Genomic DNA, 21359 nt, shown 5'->3' with positions numbered 1-21359 from the left:
TAAATACAGATTATGGAATCAATATTATTAAAGATATTTTTATTCTTACTTGTTTTTTCTACAATATTTTATAAATCACAAAAAGTGACTGTTCGAGGTATTGTAAAAGATTCTTCAAAAGCAAATAGTTACGTAATGGTTGCCGTAAATGATACAGTAAGAAAGCAAAGTGATGTCTCGTTTAAAACTAAAGATTGGGATAGTTATCATAAGCTAATTGATAGTAAAAAATATCATAGACTTACAAATGAATTTGGGTATTATGAAATAAAAGCAAAACTTACGGACACTTTGTATTTTTATAAAGAAAAATATTACGAGCAAAAATATAAAGTAGCCGATATTGTAAAAAATAAAATAAAAGTCCAACTAAAACCAGAGCCTTGTGTACCTTATGTTGCATGTGAACAAAAACAACCTTCCAATTTTTACATTTTTGTTGCGGAAAAAATATCAGGAGAATATGAAGCAGATCCTTATTATTGTAAAGTAAAGATGTTAGATGGAGGCGGAATGAAATATACCTATAAAATTAAAGAAGAAATTTATGGTGATTATCCTAAAGATACGATTGTGTTTAAGTCTTATAGTCATCTTGGTAGACCTATGATTGAATATTACGATACAGTATTGCTTTTTGTTGGTGAGTATTGTGGCAAGTTGTATCAGGAAAAATATCAATTCTTTGATTTGTACAAAACTAAAGATGGAAGATGGGCAAGTCCTGGTGATCCTTATAAATTTGATAAATATCAGGAAAACAAAACTATAAAAGCCCAGTCTATTGATTTTGATCCATTCATAAGAATAAATACAATTCCACCCGATGATGATAGAAGAATTCAAAAATATGAAGCACCATACTACAGATTGATAGGAGATAAGGCTGTTCCTTTAATGGGAGTATATATTAAAGATTTAATAAAAGTAAAAATGGGAAGTGCTCTAAAAAACAAAAATATAAATTTAGATAAGATAAAATAATATTCCTGCTCAGTTTTTTGTGCGAATATAAAAGATTTCTAAAGATAAATACAGATGGAGCAAGTTGAAGGTATCGAAACAAGTGTTTTTATAAAAAGGAAGGAATAGACAAATTTTAAGATTCTTGGTAAATATAAACCGTCTCAAAATGAGGCGGTTTTTATGTTTCTCCTTTTTAGCATTAAATTATTAACTTTGTAACAAATCAAAACTATATGTCAACAGCAGAACAAACAAAAAATTCACAATACTTCATCGAGCTCGAAGAAAAACATGGCGCACATAACTACCATCCGCTTCCTGTAGTTTTAGATAAAGGTGAAGGTGTTTTTGTTTGGGATGTTGAAGGTAAAAAATATTACGATTTCCTTTCAGCTTATTCTGCTGTTAATCAAGGACATTCTCACCCGAAAATTGTGGAAGCTTTGGTTAATCAGGCTAAGAAATTGGCTTTAACATCAAGAGCATTCTACAATTCAAGTTTGGGAGAATACGAGAAAAAAATCACTACTCTTTTTGGTTTTGATAAGGTTTTACCAATGAATTCCGGTGCTGAAGCTGTGGAAACTGCGGTGAAATTAGCCAGAAAATGGAGTTATGAGGTAAAAGGAATTTCAGAAAATGCAGCAAAGATTGTTGTCTGTGAAAACAACTTCCACGGAAGAACGACTACTATTGTTTCTTTCTCAAACGATCCTGATGCCAATAAAAATTATGGTCCTTTCACTCCTGGATTTGTAAAAATTCCATATAATGATCTTGTAGCTTTAGAAGAAGTTCTGAAAAATGATGCTCAAAATATTGCAGCATTTTTAGTCGAGCCGATTCAGGGTGAAGCCGGAGTTTACGTTCCGGACGAAAACTTCCTTAAAACGGCTTTCGAATTATGCAAAAAGCACAACGTTCTTTTTATTGCAGACGAAGTTCAGACCGGAATTGCAAGAACAGGAAGATTGATCGCTTGTCATCACGAAAACGTGCAACCTGATATTTTAATTTTAGGAAAAGCAATCTCCGGCGGAATGTATCCTGTATCGGCAGTTTTGGCAAATGATGAAATCATGAGTGTAATCAAGCCAGGGCAGCACGGTTCTACTTTCGGTGGAAATCCGATTGCCTGTGCAGTTGCAATTGCCGCTTTGGATGTGGTGGAAGATGAAAAATTATCTGAAAGAGCAGAAGAATTGGGTCAGCTTTTCAGATCCGAAATTGGGAAATTAATCGAGAAATCAGATTTGATTACCAAAGTGAGAGGAAAAGGATTGTTAAACGCCATTCTGATCAACGATACTCCGGAAAGTTCAACTGCATGGAATCTTTGTTTACAATTAAAAGAAAACGGACTTCTTGCAAAACCAACCCACGGAAATATCATCAGATTGGCACCACCTTTGGTTATCACAGAAGAACAGTTACGGGACTGTGTAAAAATAATCGAAAAAACGGTTTTGGAGTTTGGCGGATAATATGAAGATTTTAATCATTCAGAAAAAATTCATGGGCGATGTGCTCGTGACAAGCACAATTCTGCCATTACTGAAAAAAAAATATCCAAAGTCTGAAATCAGCTTTCTTTTGGAAGAAAAGCACGCTCAGATCTTAATCGGAAATCCTTATATTGATCATTTTTTGTACTTTAGTAATGATGGTCCGAGCAAAACTTTGTCTGAACTGAATCAGTATAAATTTGATTTGGTGATTGATTTGTACTCGAAAATAGAGACGGCGATCATTACTTTTTTTTCCGGAGCGAAAACAAGAATCGGTTTTTTCAAAAAATACACCCAGTTTTTCTATAATAATGCTGTAAAAAGATCTACGAAAGTAAAATCAAAAAATACGACTTTAGGAATTGAACACCGTTTGCAGATGTTGGAGCCATTAGGAATTCCATTTCAGGAAGCTTTTCCAAAAGTTTACATACAAAAAGATGAGCTTGAAAATGCACATAAAATCTTAGAAGAAAGCGGATTATCAGCAAATGATGATGTGATCATGATAAGCACTTTTGGAAGTTCAGACGAGAAAACTTATCCTGTTGAATATATGGCAGAATTGCTTGAATATATTGTAAATTATAAGCCAAACGCAAAAATTTTGTGTAACTATATTCCGCCTCAGAAAGAACTTTTTGAAGCTTTATATTCCAAACTTTCTGAAGAGGCAAAAACTTCAATCGTAAAAAATTTTGATACTAAAAATCTCCGTGAATTTGCTGCGGTCACAAGTTTGTGCAAATGCCTGATCGGCAATGAAGGCGGAGCAACAAATGTGAGTAAAGCTCTTGGTATTCCTACTTTTACTATTTTTTCACCGCATATTCGTAAATCAGACTGGGCATGGACCAGCAAACCGGAATTGGATAAATTTTTGCATATAACAGACTTTGTACCAGATTCTAAAAACTATACAGACTTTAAACCTAGTTTTTTAAAAAACGATTTGGAAGACTTTTTGGATCATACTATTGGGGAACAACTGAAATAAAGAATGCAAAGAGACAAAAAAATCATACTGCTGATTACATACGATAATTGGGGATTTAATCAATACATTGCCGATGCTCTGGAGAAAAAAAATTATGAAGTAAAACATATTAATTTCCACAGTTTCAGGTACAAATACCCAAGTTTCTATCATAAAGCTCTTAATTTTTTTACAAAAAACTTAGGAATAGCCAATCTGAAACATATTCATTACAACCAAGTTATTTTAGATCAGATTAAAAATATAAAATCAATTGATACGAGTATTTATATAAAGGCTGATTTTTTATCTGAAAAAACGATAGAAACCGTTAACAAAAAATCCCGTAAGTCTGTATTGATTATCAGTGATTCTATCAACAGATATCCGAAAACCAAAAATATTCTCTCCCTTTTTGATAAAGTTTTTTCTTTCGAAAAAAAGGACTGCCAAAAATACAATCTCAGATTTAAGACCAATTTCATTTACAAAGCTATTGACAGTGTACCAGAAAATTATAAGTATAAAGTTTTCAATATCAGTTCATTTGATAATAGATTTCCGGTTATCAAAAAAATAGCCAAAGCATTATATGATATGAAAGTAAAAAGTAAAATTATTATTTTCACATCAAAAGAAAACAAAGAACCATACATCGAATTTTCAAAAAAGCCTCTGTCAATCGAGGAAAACAATCAGCTTTTGGAAGAATCAGAAATAATGCTCGATGTAAGCAGAAACGGTCAGGAAGGATTAAGCTTCAGAGTTTTTGAAAGTTTAGGTTTAAAGAAAAAACTGATTACCACAAATAAAGATATCGTCAACTATGATTTTTACAATTCTGAAAATATATTTGTGATTGAAAATGTAGATGATATAACAATTCCGGCAGCTTTTTTTGAAACCTCCTATATTGATATAACTCACAATATTTTGAATAAATATCTGATTGAAAACTGGGTGAATGAATTGATTGAATAAAAAATTGTAAATTTGAAGATTACTAAATACTGAGCCTTTTGGCTAATGATAGAATATTTGATGTATGTATGAATTCAAAGGTAAATCAATAATTATTGCAGCTCCTAATCATTACGGGTTATTGTATAGATTCAAAGAAAACCTCGAAGCAATAGGATTTGAAACTATTGCTATTCCAGATGACATAAATGTTAGTATAGGAATTCAGAATCAAGTAATTCATATAATTAAAAAAATCTTCACTAAAACAAAATCTTTTAAAAGAAAGAAGAAAATAGAATTTAGAACTCAAAAACAAATTGATTTAATTAATAAAGAATCAAGCACAAAATTTGACTACGTGTTGGTTATACGTCCAGATTTATTCAGTAACCATTTACTTTTAAGTTTAAAAAGTAAGTCAAACGTAATGTGTGCTTACCAATGGGATGGTTTAGATAGATTTCCTTCTGCCTATGAAAAAATTGATTTTTTCGACAGATTTTTTGTTTTTGATGAAGACGATATCAATAAAAGTGAAAATGTTTTACCTATTACCAATTTTTATTTTGACGATATTAAATCCGAAAAAAATTTTATAGACGCATATTTCGTTGGCTCTTTTATGAAAAACAGAATCACCCTTCTACTCAATTTGTCAAAAAAACTGCATGAATTGGGACAGAAATTATCTATTAATTTAAGCGTAAATTCTTCAGACAAATTTAAAAATCCTAACCCAGATTTAATAACAATAATTGATAAGCCGATATCGTTTAAAACAAATTTAATTATCTCTTCTCAATCTAAAGTTATAATCGATTTTACTAATGAAGTACATAACGGACTTTCAATGAGAGTATTTGAAAGTATCGGGTTTAGAAAAAAACTGATTACTAATAACTCGTTGGTGAAAAAGTTTGATTTTTATAATCCCAATAATGTTTTTTTGATCGAAAATGACAAATTTGAAGGAATTGAGAACTTCATAAATGCACCTTACGAAAATTTATCTTCTGATATATATGAAAAATATAGTTTTACTAACTGGATAAAAACAGTACTCTCAAAATGAAAAAAAAAATACTTTTTATTGCTCCAGATTATTATGGGTTTGATGAGGTAATTCTATCCGGTCTGAATGAATATTCTGGCTACGAAACTACAATGGCAGTAAGTATCTCAACAAAAAGATATATTTATAGAAACTTTGGAGAAAGATTTAAAAATTTCCTTTCTAAAACTTTTCTAAATAAAAATTTAAAAAAAATACACAAGCGTAGGAAATTTATTTCTGATATTAATACCCATAATTTTTATGATGTAATACTTGTAAATAGACCTGATATTTTAGATGCCGAAATTTACAATTTAATACAGACCAAAACTTCGAAAAAAGTTGTTCTGCTTTGGGATAGCTTAGAAAAAATACCTGGACAAAAAGAGACATTAAAATACTATGATGTAAAGTATAGTTTCGACGCTGAAAATTGCAGAGAATTTGGTTTAAAAAAAATTAACAATTTCTATTTCAACGAACAGCTCTATAATAACAATCCTATATTTGACATTGTCTTTTTAGGTACATTTGATAATCGTTTTAATGATTTAACAATTATTACAAATACTCTAAAAAAACAGAATATTAATATTCATTCATTCATATATCATCATAGGGATTTTATTGTTGAAGATGAAATTAAAGACAACATCACTAAACTCTCAAAAATCATTCCTTTCAAAGAGTCATATAAAATTAATGAAAAAGGGAAAATCTTCTTAGATTTAGCACATGAAAATCAATCTGGCTTATCTTTTAGACCTTTTGAAGCTTTGGGCTGTAAGAGAAAACTTATTACCACAAATAAAAACATAATAAATTATGATTTTTATGATTCCAACAACATTTTTGTAATAGAAGATATTAATCATATAAATATACCTATGTCTTTTTTTACATCACCCTACAAAGAATTATCAATGGATATACAGCAGAAATATTGTTTCAAGAGTTGGATAAATAACATTTTAGATTTATGACATCAAGAAAAATTTACTTTGTATGCCCCACTAATTCTAATCCGATTGGAGGCGTAAAACAAATTTATAGAATGGTTGATATTTTAAATAACAATGGATACAATGCATTTGTTTTACACAAAAAACAGCAAAGAGAAACATGGTTTCATAACAGTACAAAAGTCACTCATAATCCATATATATTTAAACTGATAAAATATTTAGATAAAAAAATAAGTTTTAGCAAAAAAATAAAATTAGCTTATTTAAAAAAAATTAGTTTTATTTTAGAGAGTGATTCAATTTTAGTATTTCCTGAAGTTTATGGCAATATTAGTGCAATTGAGCCTCAAATCAAAAAAGTCATTTTTAATCAGAATTGTTATTACACATTTAATGAATTTTTACCAGACAGTAATTTAAATAATTTACCTTACATTAATGAAAAAACTATAGGAACAATTACAGTTTCTGATGACTCCCTGAAATATCTTCTTAATACTTTTCCTAATTCTAACATTAAAAGAATAAGATTAGGAATTAATTGTGAAATCTTTTATTATTCTGATAAAAAGGAAAAAAAGATTGCTTTTATGCCTAGAAAACTCACTGATGATATTAATCAAGTAATTAATATCTTCCGATTACGAAATCCAAATTCAGATTGGGAATTTACTCCCATTGATAATATGTCAGAAAATGAAGTTGCTCAAATACTGAGAAAAAGTAGTATTTTCTTAAGCTTCAACCATAGAGAAGGATTTGGTTTACCACCGGTAGAAGCAATGTCTTGTGGGTGTTATGTTATAGGATATAAAGGTCAGGCAGGAAAAGAATACTTCAATCCAGAATTCAGTACATCTGTAAACGAAGGCGATATAATTGATTATGTGAAAAAAATTGAAGATGCAATAAAAACTTTTGATAACAATTTTTATGAAATGATCCATAAGGGAAAACTTGCATCAGATTTTGTTCAATTGAATTATAATTCAGAAAATGAAGAAAAAGACATACTCAATATCTGGAATGATTTTATTTAATTATGTTTTTTATTAAGAAGTAAGCTTTAGATAAAAACTAAATACACTAAGAGGATATTAATATTTCCAGAAATCATAATTTTCAACTACCAATGAATTAAAAAACAATTGAAAACATAGTAAATAAAAACACAACTCAATTATCACATACAAGAGAATTTTTCATAAATTTACCAAATTAATCAATGAAAAAATCTATCTTAATATTGACTTGTACGTTGTCAATAGTTTCATGTAGACATGATGAAACTGAAAAAAATTCTCTATAATAGAAGTTAAAAGATTTTATAGTGAAGAAAAAAAGAAACATTTTTTTGGAGTAAAGCCAGCCAATAGGTTCGCAATCCAATACTACAGAAACGCCTTTATATTGAGCAAATTCCCTATTCTCGGATCTTATGATCAAGTTGTAAGTCTTTTAAATTCTAATTTAGATAATCTACTTACAACAAACTCACAAGAAATATAAATTGTAAAAAACAATTGTTGTGTTCAAGTAGAAGTTTTAGGCTACTTCTACTTCAGACGTTAATGGAAGTGTACCAGTTTATAGATATTTTAGATCTTCAAAAGGTGGGGCACTTATTCACGACAAATTGGAACGAATTTGGTGTAAGAAGCAACCGATACATATATGAAGGCATTCCATTTTATGCGCAACCAAGCTTTTAAGCTATAGTATTAAAAAATTGAATCCTTCTCAAAACTCGTGAAAACGGACTTTTATGATTTTCTTGACCTCTTGTCGGAGAATGGTTTTCATACAGTAGATTTTCTTAAACCATATCATTTAGTTATGAGACGGATTCAATTTATCTTCTCTCATATTCATCCCCCAACCTCACAATATCATCCTCACCAAAATAAGTTCCGGTTTGTGCTTCTATAAATATAACAGGTTTTTCAGTTAGATTCATTATGCGGTGTTTTGCTCCTAACGGAATGAAAATACATTCTCCGTATGACAATCTGATTTCTTTGTCATCAAGTATAATTGTAGCATTACCTTCAATGATTGTCAATTGTTCCAGCCTTTTGTGATGATACTGATAGGATAATTTTGTTCCGGATTTACTTATTTCTTCACGGCCTTTCACCAATTGCTAACATTATTTGTAATCTTTAAATACAAAAGTAAAAACTTAAATTATAAATCCCGTATTATTTAAAAAAAAATAAGAATTTTGCATAAAATTAATAAAATGAAAATTAGCGGCTACGGATATGTACGAAACGGCTTCCAGTATGGTGTTCCTTTTTTAGAATCCATTCAATCGGTTTTACCTGTTTGTGACGAATTCATCGCTGTTGTAGGTGATTCCACAGACGGAACCCGTGAAGCTATTGAAAATTTAAACAGCCCTAAAATTAAAATCGTTGATACCATTTGGGATGACAATCTGAAACAGCACGGTAAAATTTTTGCACAACAATCCAATATTGGTTTAGATCATGTTACTGGTGACTGGGTTTTTCATATTCAGGCAGACGAAGTTATTCACGAAAATGATTTGCCCAAAATTCTTGAAAATATTAAAAAATACAATAACAATCCTATTGTCGAAGGTTTCTTACAGCCATTTCTTCACTTTTGGGGAGATTATAATCACATCAGAAACAGTAGAGCTGTACATAAAAACGAGATCAGAATTTTTAAAAATAATCCTGAGATCAGATCTTACATCGATTCACAAGGTTTTAGAAAGTTTAAATCTAATGAAGGCTATTTAAATGGCAGTGAAAGGGGAGAAAAGTTAAAAGTTTTACGTCTTGATGCTCCGATTTACCATTATAATTCTGTGAGATCAAGAAAAAAAATGATGCTCAAAGCCAATAATTTTGAATATTACTACGGTCATAAAGATGAAAAATTGGTTGAGACACCGAAAGAAGAATACAATTATCATACTGTTGACAGAGTTGGAAAATTCTTAGGAACTCACCCAAAAGTAATGACGCAGGCAATTGCCGATCACGATTTTGTTTTTGAGCACGATAAATCTCAGGCAGTTTGGGACAAGAAAGATAAACTGGTACAGCCTTTAGAAGATTTGCTTAAAATAAGAATCGGCGAATACAAAAATTATATTTTACTAAAAAACATCAAATAGTTTTTTCTAAAAAAGACTTTCTTTTACTCATAAACTTTTTTGAAATGCTTAAATTTGCACCTTAATTTCAAAGAAATGAATAAAGTAAGAGTCCGTTTTGCACCAAGTCCTACAGGACCGTTGCATTTGGGAGGGGTAAGAACTGCATTGTATGATTATCTTTTCGCTAAAAATCAGGGTGGTGAATTTGTATTGAGAATTGAAGATACCGACACTGCAAGATACGTTGAAGGAGCCGAAGATTATATTGAAGAAGCTCTTGAATGGTGCGGAATCATCCCCGATGAAAGCCCTAAAAAAGGCGGAAAATTTGCTCCTTACAGACAATCTGAAAGAAGAGATATTTACGACAGATACACCGAGCAGATCTTAAAAACAGATTACGCTTACATTGCTTTTGATACTGCTGAAGAACTGGACGCCATTCGTGCCGAATACGAAGCCAAAGGTGATGTTTTCTCTTACGATAACAAGACCAGAAATCGTCTTAAAAACAGCATTGCACTTTCTGAAGATGAAGTTCAAAAACTTTTGGATGCAAAAACTCCTTATGTTGTACGATTCAAAATGCCTGTTGACAGAACTTTAGGTTTAGTTGACATTATACGCGGAAATTCTGCAGTGAACACCAATACTTTAGACGATAAAGTTTTAGTGAAAAATGACGGAATGCCAACTTATCACTTCGCCAACATCATCGATGACCACGAAATGGAAATTTCCCACGTCATCCGCGGTGAAGAATGGTTGCCATCATTAGGCTTACACATTTTATTATATGAAGCAATGGGTTGGGAAGCTCCTGAGTTTGCCCACCTTTCTTTGATTTTGAAACCAGAAGGAAAAGGAAAATTAAGCAAAAGAGACGGCGACAAATTTGGATTTCCTGTATTCCCTTTAAATTTTACAGATCCTGCGACTGGAAACGTTTCTCAAGGATACAGAGAAAGTGGTTATTTGCCTGAAGCATTCATCAATATGGTTGCACTTTTGGGATGGTCTCCTGCTGATGATAAAGAAATTTTGACCTTAGACGAAATGGCAAAAGAATTTGATTTAAATAAAGTTCACAAAGCCGGAGCAAGATTTAGTAAAGAGAAAGCAGAATGGTTTAATCATCAGTATATTCAATTAAAATCGGATGAAGAATTGCTTGAAATTTTAAAAAATTCAGATTTAAATTTAAATATTGAAGACGAAAAATTGTTGAAGATCATTCATCTTATGAAAGAAAGAGCCACTTTCCCGAAAGATATTTACGAAAACGGAAAATTCTTTTTTGAAGCTCCAATATCTTACGATGAAAAAGCGTCTAAGAAAGCATGGAACGATGAAACCGCAAATCTTTTGACTGAATTTGCTGAAAGTTTTAATTCAATTAATGATTTTACTTCAGAAAATATTAAACAAAACTTACACGATTTTGCCGAAAACAAAGGTATAGGAATGGGAAAAGTGATGATGCCGTTGCGTTTAGCTTTAGTTGGAGAATTGAAAGGTCCGGACGTTCCTGACATTCTGGAACTCGTTGGTAAAGAAGAAAGTACAGCCAGAATAAACAATGCTGTAAATAATTTTAAATAGAGTTGCATAATTTTTCATAAATTTGAAAGATTTAATTTACTTCAAGAATGGAATATTTAAGTTTCGAACTTCCTATAAAAGAACTGATGGATCAGTATCAAACCTGTTCATTGGTAGGAGAAGAAAGTGGTGTTGATGTAAAATTAGCATGCAGTCAGATCGAGGATAAGATTATAGATAAGAAAAAAGAAATCTATGGAAATCTTACACCTTGGCAAAGAGTACAGTTATCGCGCCATCCGGATCGCCCTTATACTATCGACTATATCAAAGGAATGGTAGACAAAGGAAGCTTCCTGGAACTTCACGGTGACAGAAACTTTGCAGATGATCCTGCGATGATCGGCGGTTTGGCGACTTTAGACGGTCAAAAAGTAATGATTATCGGGACTCAGAAAGGGAGAACGACCAAAGAAAGACAGCACAGAAGATTCGGGATGCCGAATCCTGAAGGATACAGAAAAGCTTTAAGACTAATGAAATTAGCCGAAAAGTTCAAAATTCCTGTGATCACTTTAGTCGATACACCGGGAGCTTACCCAGGACTGGAAGCTGAAGAAAGAGGACAAGGTGAAGCCATTGCAAGAAATATTTTTGAAATGACGATGCTTAAAACTCCTATTTTCACGTACATTATTGGTGAAGGAGCGAGTGGCGGAGCCTTAGGAATTGGTGTAGGTAACAAAGTATATATGCTTGAAAACACCTGGTACACCGTAATCGCACCGGAAAGCTGCTCATCAATTTTATGGAGAAACTGGGATCACAAAGAAGATGCGGCAAACGCATTGAATCTGACTCCGAAAGATGCTTTAAGAGAAAAGTTTATTGACGGAATCATTGAAGAACCACTTGGTGGAGCACATTACGATCCGGAAACTACGTATCTGAATCTGAAAACTTCGATTTTGCAAAACATCAAAGCATTCTCAAAATTCACAGGCAAAGAACTGGAAACCCAGAGACAAGACAAATTTATTGCGATGGGGCAATTTAAAGGATAAAATAATTTTTCATTAATTAATTTTTTAAAGTTAATAAGGAAAGCCTTGCAAATTTGCAAGGCTTTTTTGTTTTAAAATCTATATTTTGTGTTCGTTTTTTACCGCTTAGTTTGTCACTCTGTAGGAATCTTACCGATGTAAATCCAAATTATTTAGATTCCTGCGGAATGACAAACTTTACGCATGAAAAAATAAATAATTAAAGATTCAAGTTTATCTTTTACTCTGCTACATCCAGCTGGATCTCAATATCTCTGTGTATTTTTTTCAGCGAAGAATATTTGGCGTCACATACCATTGTGGTCAAAACATACTCTCCCTTTTCTATGAGAATAAAATTCTGCCCTTTGGCAGGAACATCAATGTTATAATATTTTTTTCCGCTTATTTTTACAATCAACCGGCAGTTCGATTTATTCTTGATATTGATGTAGGCTTCTTTATCACTGGGATCATGATTGAAAATATGAGTAAGCATATTAGCTGTTTTCTTTGCTTTATCACTTGGTTCAGCTTTCTTGCTGGTGCTTCCCAAGCTTGCATAGCTCACATTTCTTTCGGGTTTGGCAGCACTTCCTGTACTGGCTGCAATCTCTTTTCCTTTATTAAGCTCACTGTTGCTTACAATCTTTTCTATTTTATTTTTGCTTAAAGGTTTGATTGTCGGCTTCGCTTCAGGAGAATTGTCTGCCATAATAATAGTGATCAGTCTTTTCTTAAAAAAATCTGTGCGTGCATGACCCGGATTCTGCTTCAGAAATCCTGCGATGATTCTTGGCTCATTAGAAGTTTCAGCTTCAGTTTCTGTATAGATAATGACCGTTTCTTTCTCGGCAACCACTTTGGTTTTGGCTTTTTTCTTTTTTTGAGAGAAGCCCAGACAGAATATAGAGAGGAATAAGATTAGAAATAATTTCTTCATGTAGTAAAAACCTTTAAAAATTTATTAAATAATACTATAACGTGAAAAGTCATTTTTTAGTTTATCATTAAAATCATTATCTTTGCACATCTTTAAAATAAACTATTAAAGTTAATCATAATTTTAAATAAAAAAATAATAAATATTATGTCTTATTCACCAGCTGCTGCAGACGTAGCAAAATTGAGAAACCAAACAGGTGCAGGTATGATGGACTGCAAGAAAGCTTTAGTTGAAGCAGAAGGAGACTTCGAAAAAGCAGTAGATATCCTTAGAAAAAAAGGACAAAAAGTAGCTGCTAACAGAGCTGACAGAGATTCTTCTGAAGGGGCTGTAATCGCAAGAGTAAATGAAGATAACACTTTAGGTACTATCATCTCTTTAAACTGTGAGACTGACTTTGTTGCTAAAAACGAAGCGTTCATCGAGTTAGCTTACGAAATTGCTGAAATGGCTATTTTCGCTGCTACTAAAGAAGAATTATTGGCTACAGATTTCCACGGAATGACTGTTGCTGAAAAATTGATCGAGCAGACTGGAGTTATCGGTGAGAAAATCGAGATCGGTGCATTCGAAAGAATCACAGGACCTTTCTTGGGAGCTTACATTCATGCCGGAAACAAAATCGCTGCAATCACTTCGCTTTCTGCAAAAGTAGACGGTGCTGACGAAGCTGCTAAAGCTGTTTCTATGCAGGTTGCTGCAATGAACCCGATTGCTCTTGACGAGACTAAAGTTTCTCAGGAAACTATCGACAAAGAATTGGAAATCGAAAGACACAAACTTACTGAAGAGGGTAAGCCTGCAAACATTATCGACAATATCCTGAAAGGTAAAATGCAGAGATTCTACAAAGACAACACTTTGGTACACCAGGATTTCATCAAAGACAGCTCTGTATCTGTAGCTGATTATGTAAAATCTGTAAACGGAGACCTGCAGGTGACAGGATTTGTAAGAGTAAGCTTAGCTTAATCATTCTTTCAGATAAATATACAATCCCGGTGAAGTTTTTTCATCGGGATTTTTGCTTTATGCAAATTGCAAACATTAATAAATTATGAAGTTTACTTTAAAAAATTCACATTTTGAAAAAATATTAAAATATGTTAAAAAATTAATATAATATTTTGATTATTAATACTTAAATTTGTCGCCCTTTTAAATCCGGCATGAAAAAATTTTTACTAAGTATTTGTACATTTCTTTGTTTATTAGTGAATGCTCAATTGGATACTGATCATTGGTTTGCCCCAATATCGGCAAGAGCAGGAACGTCTGGTCTGCAGAGTTTTCTTTATCTATCGACCAACGAAACTACTCCATTTGCGGTACAGATCTACAACAACAATATACTTTACAATACAGTAACGGTAAGCAAAGGAAATCCTGTACAGGTAAGTATTCCGCAATTTTTTTTATTAGCAACCAATCCGGGAGATCTTTTCACTCCTGTTTCAATGGGAATGTATGTGAAAGGCCCTAAAAAATTCTTTGCAAACTATAGATTTTCTGTCACCAATCATGCGGAAATTATAACCTCAAAAGGTTTAGCCGGATTAGGAACCACTTTTTATGCAGCAATGGCTCCGCTTACTGCCGGAGAATATTATATCAACTCTACAATAGGAGTTACCGCAACTGAAGACAATACAACGGTGGTTGTCTCTGGCTATAATCCTGCTGTCGTTTTCGCAGACGGAATTTCATCACCTACGAGAACGTTTACACTCAATAGAGGACAATCTTATATTTTAGATGCTGTAAGTATCGATGGTCCTGAAAATTTTACAGGATTGGTGGGAGCAAAAATTGTTGCAACAAAACCCATTTCGGTAACCAACGGAAATTTTAATGCAATTTACACCAATCAGAATTTCACCAACAATGATATTCTGATGGATCAGGCTGTTCCTGTCGACAGATTGGGTAAAGATTTTGTTGTGGTAAAAGGAAATGGTCCCGCAACTTCCGGGATGGAAACCATATTGGTAATTGCCACCGAAGACAATACGACTTTTAGCGTGAATGGCGCACCATCAGGAGTAACGTTGAATGCTGGTCAATACTTTATGATTCCCGGTAATTCTTACATCAATCAGGGGAATAACAATTTCAACATGGGAATTTCCTCAACCAAAAATATGTATGTTTATCAATTGTTGGCGGGTGTGGCAACAGGAACAATCTACGCAACAGGAGGATTTAATTATATACCGCCTTTAAGCTGTTTTTTACCTAATAAAGTTGATGAGATTGGCTTTATCAACAATATAGGATCTCAGACTTACAACACAAAACTAAATATCATCACTCAAACCGGAGCAACTGTTACCATTAACGGAAACCCTATCGCAGCTGGAAACGGGCCTTATGCTGTTACAGGAAATGCAAACTGGGTATCATATTCTGTTCCGAATATCACAGGGAATGTTACCGTAAACTCCACAAAATCTGTAACCGCAGGAATCATCGGAGGAAGCGGCGCAGTTGGTTATGGCGGATATTTTGCAGGATTTTCATCGGTTCCTGTAATTTCAAAAACCGGAGATTGCCTAAACGGAATTATTCTTCAGGTGGATAATACATATGACGCTTACCAGTGGTTTCTTAACGGAAACCCTATTCCCGGAGCCACTACTTATTTCATAAATCCTGAAACTTATGGTGCCGGAAATTATACTTGTCTTGTCACGAAAAACAATTGTGAGTCTAAACTTACCAATGTTTATAATTATACAGTCTGTCCACCAATCTCTACGACAACCTACAACATCGGATCTTGTAATACTAAGACAGTAATTCCTGCATTTACAAATTCTACACAGGTAATTGCACCCATTCATACTAATGTCGTTGTACAGCCAACATCAGGAACTGCGACTGTAAATCCCTCGAACGGTCAGATTACTTATACTCCAAATCCAGGTCTGACAAATGATACGACAGATTCATTTACTTATTACATTGAAGGTAACGGAACTCCTGCTGCTTTTGAATATTTTAAGGTCATCATCAATATTGACGTTCTGCAGGTAAACAACACTTCATTGAGCGTATGTACAAACAGCGGAACCAACGGAACTTTTAATTTAACCACAGCAGTAGTTACACCTGATTCCGGAACTACGGAAACCTATTTTTCGGATGTAGCGTTAACTACGCCAATTGCTCCTGCTTCTTATGTTTCAAACGGGGGGATTGTTTATGTTAAGGTAACCTCATCTTTCGGATGTTCAAAAACTGCACAGATTACTTTAACGGTAAATTCTGCTCCGAATGTCAATACAACCAGCTATAATGCTGACATTTGTGATGATGACAACGATGGAATTATTAATATAAATTTTGCTGCCGTTACGCCACAAATTGTAACCAACTCAGCAAGTTTTACCGTAAAATATTACTTAAATCAAGCTGATGCAACTGCCGGAAACAACAATACTTTACCTGTTAACTGGAGTTACACTTCCAACACAACCGTATATGTAAGAGTTGAAAGCACAAACGGATGTCCTCCTGCTTTCGGACAGATTGATTTTAAAATTAAAAATAAAATTCCTTTACTTACCCCTACTTACACAACAGAAATTTGCGACACAGACAATAATGGTTCTGAAACCGTGAATTTAAATACTTACAAAAATCTATTTACAACTGATCCTGCAACCACTGTAACTTTCCACAGTACTTTAGCTGATGCACAGGCAGGAACAAACGCTATATTGGCAACACAAATCATCAATAATGGGGCAACCGGAATTTATTATTTAAGATTTACCAATGCAACCCAATGTTTCAATACCGGAAATCTGGCTATAAAGGTAAATGCAGTTGCTAATATCAATACTGCTAATTTTAACGCAAATATCTGTGATGATAATTTTGATGGAATTATATCTGTCAATTTCAGCACTGTAACGCCTCAGATTGTCACCAACTCTGCTAATTTCACAGTCAAATATTACCTGAATCAAACCGACGCAAACGCAGGGAACAACAATACTTTACCAGTAAACTGGACGTACATTACCAACACAACAGTTTACGTAAGAGTTGAAAGCAATACCAATTGTCCTCCGGCTTTCGGACAGATCAACTTTACAATCGGAAATAAAGTGACTCTGATCACAAATACAGTAAACACACAAGTTTGTGATAATGATCTCAACGGTTCTGAAAATGTGAATCTTAATGATTATAAAAATCAGTTTACAACAGATCCTGCAGTTACTTTAACCTTTCATACGACTTTAGCCAATGCACAAGCCGGAACAAATGCAATTCCTGCACAACAGGTAATTACAAATACCGGAACATTTTTCATAAGATTCACCAGTAGTAACGCCTGTCCGAATACCGGAACGTTGACTATCACCTTAAAATCAGGAAAGAAGTCAGATACTTTAAGAGATCAGATTGTATGTTCTGATGAAAAGGCAACCTTGAATGCAGGAGCCGGATTTACTTCTTATCTGTGGAGTACCGGAGCAACAACGTCTTCAATCACAGTTGGTGAAGGAATTTATTTTGTTGATTTAGGGTTTAATGGCTGTATTTATAGACAGGAGGTGAAAGTAACCACTGCCCAATCTCCTATTATTACAAGCATTCAGGTAACAGGATCAAATGCTACAGTCAACGTTACGGGAGGAACTGCTCCTTATCAATATTCACTAAACGGAATTGATTACCAATCGTCAAATACATTCAGTGGACTTACAAGAGGACCACACACAGTATATGTTTTAGGAGCCGATGGTTGCAGACCAGTGATAAAAGAGTTTCTGATTATCAATCTTGTGAATGCAATCACTCCAAATGGTGATGGTCATAATGATGCTTTAAACTATTCTGAGCTCAGATTAAAACAAAATGTAAGCATTGAAGTTGTAGACCGCTATGGATCACCTGTTTATAAATCTTCAGATAAAAATTACATCTGGGACGGAAAAGTTGGCGGAAGAACCCTTTCAACAGGAACTTACTGGTATATTCTGAAATGGACAGAGCCAGACACAAAATTACCAGTTTCATATTCAGGATGGTTATTAATTAAGAATAGAGAATAAATTTTAAATTTTCTTTAGCATTTATTAACAATATATTAAATATTATCCTAATTTTGTAGAAATCCTAATTCCATAATTTATGAAAAGATTTCTACTCAGCTTAGTATTAGTTTTTATGACGTTCAGCTCTCTCTTTGCACAAAGAGATACAGAACACTGGATTGCCCCCATGATGGATAGGGCTTCAATAACCGGTCAACAAGTGCTTTACTTTTCTACAGATTCTGTAACACCTTTTCCTGTTGACATTTACAATAATAATATTGTAATTGGAACTATAACCGTAAGTAAAGGAAGTCCGCAAACCTTTCCTATTACAGAAAGAACTCAGATTATTACTACTTCAGCATCTGACTGTTTCACTGCTAAACCCATGGGTTTATACATGAAAGGTACTAAACCATTTTATGTAACTTTAAGATTCTCAGTAGCAAGTCATGCCGAAATCATTACTTCTAAAGGAAAAGCTGGTATTGGTACTTTATTTTATGCAGCTAATGCACCATTAACACAAACCAGCACCATATATAATTTCACAACCGGCATCATGGCTACAGAAAACGCTACAACTGTTACCGTTTCAGGCTATAGCCCAACTGTTGTTTTTTCCGGACCAACACCTACACCAGCAACATTAACGTTTACCTTAAATAAAGGTCAATCTTACATCATTGAAGGTTCGGGAAGTAATGCAACAAATAGTACAGGCTTTATAGGAGCTAAAATCGTTTCAAATAAGCCGATTTCAGTAACAAACGGGAATATGAATGGTCAATTTGCCATTGCAACAAGTTTTGGTGGTTCAGATATAGTTATGGATCAATCAGTACCTGTTAACAGACTTGGAGATGAATTCGTTTTAGTAAAAGGAAATGGAAATATAGGACAAGGGATGGAAGGTGCGTTAATCATTGCAACGCAGGATAATACTCAGATTTTCATTAATGGTTCCGGAACAGCAGCTGCTACTATTAATGAAGGACAGAGTTATCGTATTAATGATGATATGTGGATCAACCAACTTGCAAGTGGTCATTACAATATGCATATAAAGACAAGTAAAAATGTATATGTATATCAATTACTTGCCGGTGTTCCTACAAATAGCGCAACGCTTGGTTATAATTATGTACCTCCGTTAAACTGCTTCTTACCAAGAAAAATTGACGAAATAGGAAAAATTGGAGAGATGCCCGGAATTACTCCGGATGTTAAATTAAATATATTAACTGAAGCAGGCGCAACTGTTCTTGTAAACACGCTTCCTCTTCCAGCTTCACAAGGACCATTCCCAGTAACAGGTACTACAAACTGGGTTTCATATACCGTACCTGCAGTAACCGGAAACCTAACAATTCAATCGACTAAGGCTGTTACAGCTGGAATTATTGGAGGTAGCGGAGTTTATGGCTATGGCGGATATTTTGCAGGTTTCTCATCAATTCCTGTAATTGCTAAACAGTCTGGTGACTGTGTTCCCGGCATTGTTCTTGAGGTTGATGACAGTTATGAAACTTATCAATGGTATTTGAATGGAGTAGCAATTCCTGGTGCAACATCAAATATTTATACTCCTGTGGCAGCAGGTGATTATACCGTAATAGTAGGAGTTGGAAGCTGTATTCCATTAACTACACCCGTATTTAAAGTATTTACCTGCTTAACACAAACTACTCAGACAGTCTATATTTGTGGAACCAAAGTGATTACGCCTACCTTTACGAACTCTACCCAGTCACCTTTAGCAAGTACTGTTACGATCACTACTCAGCCGGCACACGGTACAGCAACAATAAATCCTTCAACTGGAGTGATTACTTACATTCCTCAACCAGGATATTTGGGACCAGATGTAATTGTTTATAAATTTTGTGGTAACGCTCCAGAATTTGTTGATTGTGAGCAAATCACTTTAAATTTAAACTTAGTACCATTTGTATTGACAGACAGAACGATTAAGGCATGTCAATATGCAGGAAAAGGCTATTTTGATCTTACAACCGCAAATGTTACAGATAATTCTGTACCGACAACTAAAAAATTCTATCCGACTTTAGCCGATCTCAATGCAAATACAAATCAAATCAGCAATCCGACAAACTATTTCTCAGGAGCCGGATCTGTATATGTAAGAGTGACTACCTCGGAAGGTTGTGTTGGTAATGCGAAAATCACGTTAGATTTCTACCCTACTCCTGTAGTGAACGAGGCAACATTGACGGTATGCTTCATCGAAAACAATGAAACTAAAGGAGCTTTTGATCTTACGACAGCAGTAATTACAAATGAAACTCCGGTTACTAAAAAATACTATCCTACTTTTACAGATGCAAGTAACGGAACCAACGAAATTATGAGCCCTATTCCTACGGTTTATATCTCAGCTAACGGTTCTGTTTATGCAAGAGTATACAACTCAAACGACTGTTATGCAATTGCAAAAATCAATCTGAAAGTAACTCCTCCGAAAAGATCAACAGTATTAAAAGATAAATTTATCTGTATTGATGACAGAACGACTTTGGACGCAGGACCAGGATATCAGTCTTATGAATGGAACACCGGTGCAACGACTCAGACTATCCAGGGAGTTCCGGTAGGAGATTATTGGGTAATTCTTCAAAATGAAGGATGTTATATAAAACAATCTGTGAGCGTTAAAAAAGCTAATGAACCTGTTGTAACATCTATTGAAATTTCTAATAATACCGCGACCATAACCGCAGAAGGCGGAACTGCACCATACAAATATGCTGTTGATGTACCAACGACATGGCAGGATTCTAATGTGTTTACCAACCTCTCAAGAGGTCAGCATACATTCTATGTGAAAGACGCTTTAGATTGTACGCCTATCTCTATAGAAATCACAGTGCCCAATTTGGTCAATGCGATCACACCTAACGGAGACAACGTAAATGATGTATTGGATTACAGCGAATTAGCCTACAAAGGAAATCTTACATTTGTAATCTATGACAGGTATGGAAATAAATTATTCACCGGCGATAAGCTGAATAATTACAAATGGGACGGAAAATTTGCAGGAAAAGGAATTCTTACCGGAACATATTGGTACCATATCAACTGGACTGAGCCAAACTCTCAGAAAACACCTGTAAAATACACAGGATGGATTCTGGTAAAAAACCGAGAATAAAAAAATATTTTTATCATAAAAAGGAGCCGCAACA

15 protein-coding genes are annotated in these 21359 nt (G+C 33.8%); 13 read left to right on the top strand and 2 right to left on the bottom strand.

The annotated features are described in order from the left end of the window. Window positions 1–12 precede the first annotated feature (12 nt). From AC4FQ5_RS12865 to AC4FQ5_RS12835, 7 genes are all read left to right on the top strand, one after another. A complete protein-coding gene (locus AC4FQ5_RS12865; RefSeq protein WP_491143886.1) occupies window positions 13–984 on the top strand; it encodes a hypothetical protein in 972 nt (323 codons plus the stop codon). Between the two features lie 215 nt (window positions 985–1199). Further along, window positions 1200–2450 (top strand): ornithine--oxo-acid transaminase, encoded by a 1251-nt coding sequence (gene rocD, locus AC4FQ5_RS12860; protein ID WP_491143885.1) that lies wholly within the window; start codon window positions 1200–1202, stop codon window positions 2448–2450. Window position 2451: 1 nt separating this feature from the next. After that, window positions 2452–3471, top strand: a complete 1020-nt coding sequence (locus tag AC4FQ5_RS12855) for a glycosyltransferase family 9 protein (RefSeq protein WP_491143883.1) — start codon at window positions 2452–2454, stop codon at window positions 3469–3471. Between the two features lie 3 nt (window positions 3472–3474). Continuing rightward, a complete protein-coding gene (locus AC4FQ5_RS12850) occupies window positions 3475–4431 on the top strand; it encodes a WaaS/CpsH family glycosyltransferase (protein WP_491143882.1) in 957 nt (318 codons plus the stop codon). Window positions 4432–4495: 64 nt separating this feature from the next. Next, window positions 4496–5485 carry a WaaS/CpsH family glycosyltransferase gene (locus tag AC4FQ5_RS12845; protein WP_491143880.1) on the top strand — a complete coding sequence of 330 codons (990 nt, stop codon included), beginning with the start codon at window positions 4496–4498 and terminating at the stop codon, window positions 5483–5485. After that, window positions 5482–6450 carry a WaaS/CpsH family glycosyltransferase gene (locus AC4FQ5_RS12840; RefSeq protein WP_491143878.1) on the top strand — a complete coding sequence of 323 codons (969 nt, stop codon included), beginning with the start codon at window positions 5482–5484 and terminating at the stop codon, window positions 6448–6450. The genes AC4FQ5_RS12845 and AC4FQ5_RS12840 overlap by 4 nt, the downstream gene beginning before the upstream one ends. Then, window positions 6447–7472, top strand: a complete 1026-nt coding sequence (locus AC4FQ5_RS12835) for a glycosyltransferase (RefSeq protein WP_491143876.1) — start codon at window positions 6447–6449, stop codon at window positions 7470–7472. Before AC4FQ5_RS12840 ends, AC4FQ5_RS12835 begins: the two co-directional genes overlap by 4 nt. Window positions 7473–8284: 812 nt before the next feature. Here AC4FQ5_RS12835 and AC4FQ5_RS12830 read toward each other — a convergent pair. Then, entirely contained in the window at window positions 8285–8569 is a 285-nt protein-coding gene (locus AC4FQ5_RS12830; protein WP_491144094.1) for a phosphomannose isomerase type II C-terminal cupin domain, read from the bottom strand. A gap of 105 nt (window positions 8570–8674) precedes the next feature. Between AC4FQ5_RS12830 and AC4FQ5_RS12825 the strand changes: the two genes are divergently transcribed. From AC4FQ5_RS12825 to AC4FQ5_RS12815, 3 genes are all read left to right on the top strand, one after another. Continuing rightward, complete coding sequence (locus AC4FQ5_RS12825) at window positions 8675–9583, top strand: glycosyltransferase (RefSeq protein ID WP_491143874.1); 909 nt, start codon at window positions 8675–8677, stop codon at window positions 9581–9583. A gap of 75 nt (window positions 9584–9658) precedes the next feature. Next, on the top strand, window positions 9659–11167 hold the full coding sequence (gene gltX, locus AC4FQ5_RS12820) for a glutamate--tRNA ligase (protein WP_491143873.1): 1509 nt from the start codon (window positions 9659–9661) through the stop codon (window positions 11165–11167). Window positions 11168–11214: 47 nt separating this feature from the next. Beyond that, window positions 11215–12171 carry an acetyl-CoA carboxylase carboxyltransferase subunit alpha gene (locus AC4FQ5_RS12815; protein ID WP_491143871.1) on the top strand — a complete coding sequence of 319 codons (957 nt, stop codon included), beginning with the start codon at window positions 11215–11217 and terminating at the stop codon, window positions 12169–12171. 220 nt (window positions 12172–12391) lie between these two features. Here AC4FQ5_RS12815 and AC4FQ5_RS12810 read toward each other — a convergent pair whose 3' ends face one another. Continuing rightward, window positions 12392–13093 (bottom strand): DUF6759 domain-containing protein, encoded by a 702-nt coding sequence (locus AC4FQ5_RS12810; RefSeq protein ID WP_491143869.1) that lies wholly within the window; start codon window positions 13091–13093, stop codon window positions 12392–12394. A 147-nt stretch (window positions 13094–13240) separates the two neighbouring features. On the opposite strand from AC4FQ5_RS12810, the gene tsf reads away from it, so the two are divergent. The 3 genes from tsf to AC4FQ5_RS12795 all read left to right on the top strand — a co-directional run bounded on the left by tsf (window position 13241) and on the right by AC4FQ5_RS12795 (window position 21325). Further along, window positions 13241–14068, top strand: a complete 828-nt coding sequence (gene tsf / locus AC4FQ5_RS12805) for a translation elongation factor Ts (protein ID WP_491143867.1) — start codon at window positions 13241–13243, stop codon at window positions 14066–14068. Between the two features lie 197 nt (window positions 14069–14265). Next, on the top strand, window positions 14266–18165 hold the full coding sequence (locus AC4FQ5_RS12800) for an FIDD domain-containing protein (RefSeq protein WP_491143865.1): 3900 nt from the start codon (window positions 14266–14268) through the stop codon (window positions 18163–18165). 79 nt (window positions 18166–18244) lie between these two features. Further along, window positions 18245–21325, top strand: a complete 3081-nt coding sequence (locus tag AC4FQ5_RS12795; RefSeq protein ID WP_491143864.1) for an FIDD domain-containing protein — start codon at window positions 18245–18247, stop codon at window positions 21323–21325. Window positions 21326–21359: the final 34 nt, after the last annotated feature.

The organism is Chryseobacterium sp. DT-167 (assembly GCF_058310155.1).
This window is presented reverse-complemented; position numbering and strand designations above follow the sequence as displayed.

Excerpts from the sequence above, each read along its gene's own strand:
- AC4FQ5_RS12845 (WP_491143880.1), top strand. The coding sequence starts at position 4,496 with ATGTATGAATTCAAAGGTAAATCAATAATTATTGCAGCTCCTAATCAT.
- AC4FQ5_RS12815 (WP_491143871.1), top strand. The coding sequence starts at position 11,215 with ATGGAATATTTAAGTTTCGAACTTCCTATAAAAGAACTGATGGATCAG.
- tsf (WP_491143867.1), top strand. The coding sequence starts at position 13,241 with ATGTCTTATTCACCAGCTGCTGCAGACGTAGCAAAATTGAGAAACCAA.
- AC4FQ5_RS12865 (WP_491143886.1), top strand. The coding sequence starts at position 13 with ATGGAATCAATATTATTAAAGATATTTTTATTCTTACTTGTTTTTTCT.
- AC4FQ5_RS12800 (WP_491143865.1), top strand. The coding sequence starts at position 14,266 with ATGAAAAAATTTTTACTAAGTATTTGTACATTTCTTTGTTTATTAGTG.
- AC4FQ5_RS12825 (WP_491143874.1), top strand. The coding sequence starts at position 8,675 with ATGAAAATTAGCGGCTACGGATATGTACGAAACGGCTTCCAGTATGGT.
- AC4FQ5_RS12795 (WP_491143864.1), top strand. The coding sequence starts at position 18,245 with ATGAAAAGATTTCTACTCAGCTTAGTATTAGTTTTTATGACGTTCAGC.
- AC4FQ5_RS12835 (WP_491143876.1), top strand. The coding sequence starts at position 6,447 with ATGACATCAAGAAAAATTTACTTTGTATGCCCCACTAATTCTAATCCG.
- AC4FQ5_RS12810 (WP_491143869.1), bottom strand. The coding sequence starts at position 13,093 with ATGAAGAAATTATTTCTAATCTTATTCCTCTCTATATTCTGTCTGGGC.
- gltX (WP_491143873.1), top strand. The coding sequence starts at position 9,659 with ATGAATAAAGTAAGAGTCCGTTTTGCACCAAGTCCTACAGGACCGTTG.
- rocD (WP_491143885.1), top strand. The coding sequence starts at position 1,200 with ATGTCAACAGCAGAACAAACAAAAAATTCACAATACTTCATCGAGCTC.
- AC4FQ5_RS12850 (WP_491143882.1), top strand. The coding sequence starts at position 3,475 with ATGCAAAGAGACAAAAAAATCATACTGCTGATTACATACGATAATTGG.
- AC4FQ5_RS12855 (WP_491143883.1), top strand. The coding sequence starts at position 2,452 with ATGAAGATTTTAATCATTCAGAAAAAATTCATGGGCGATGTGCTCGTG.
- AC4FQ5_RS12840 (WP_491143878.1), top strand. The coding sequence starts at position 5,482 with ATGAAAAAAAAAATACTTTTTATTGCTCCAGATTATTATGGGTTTGAT.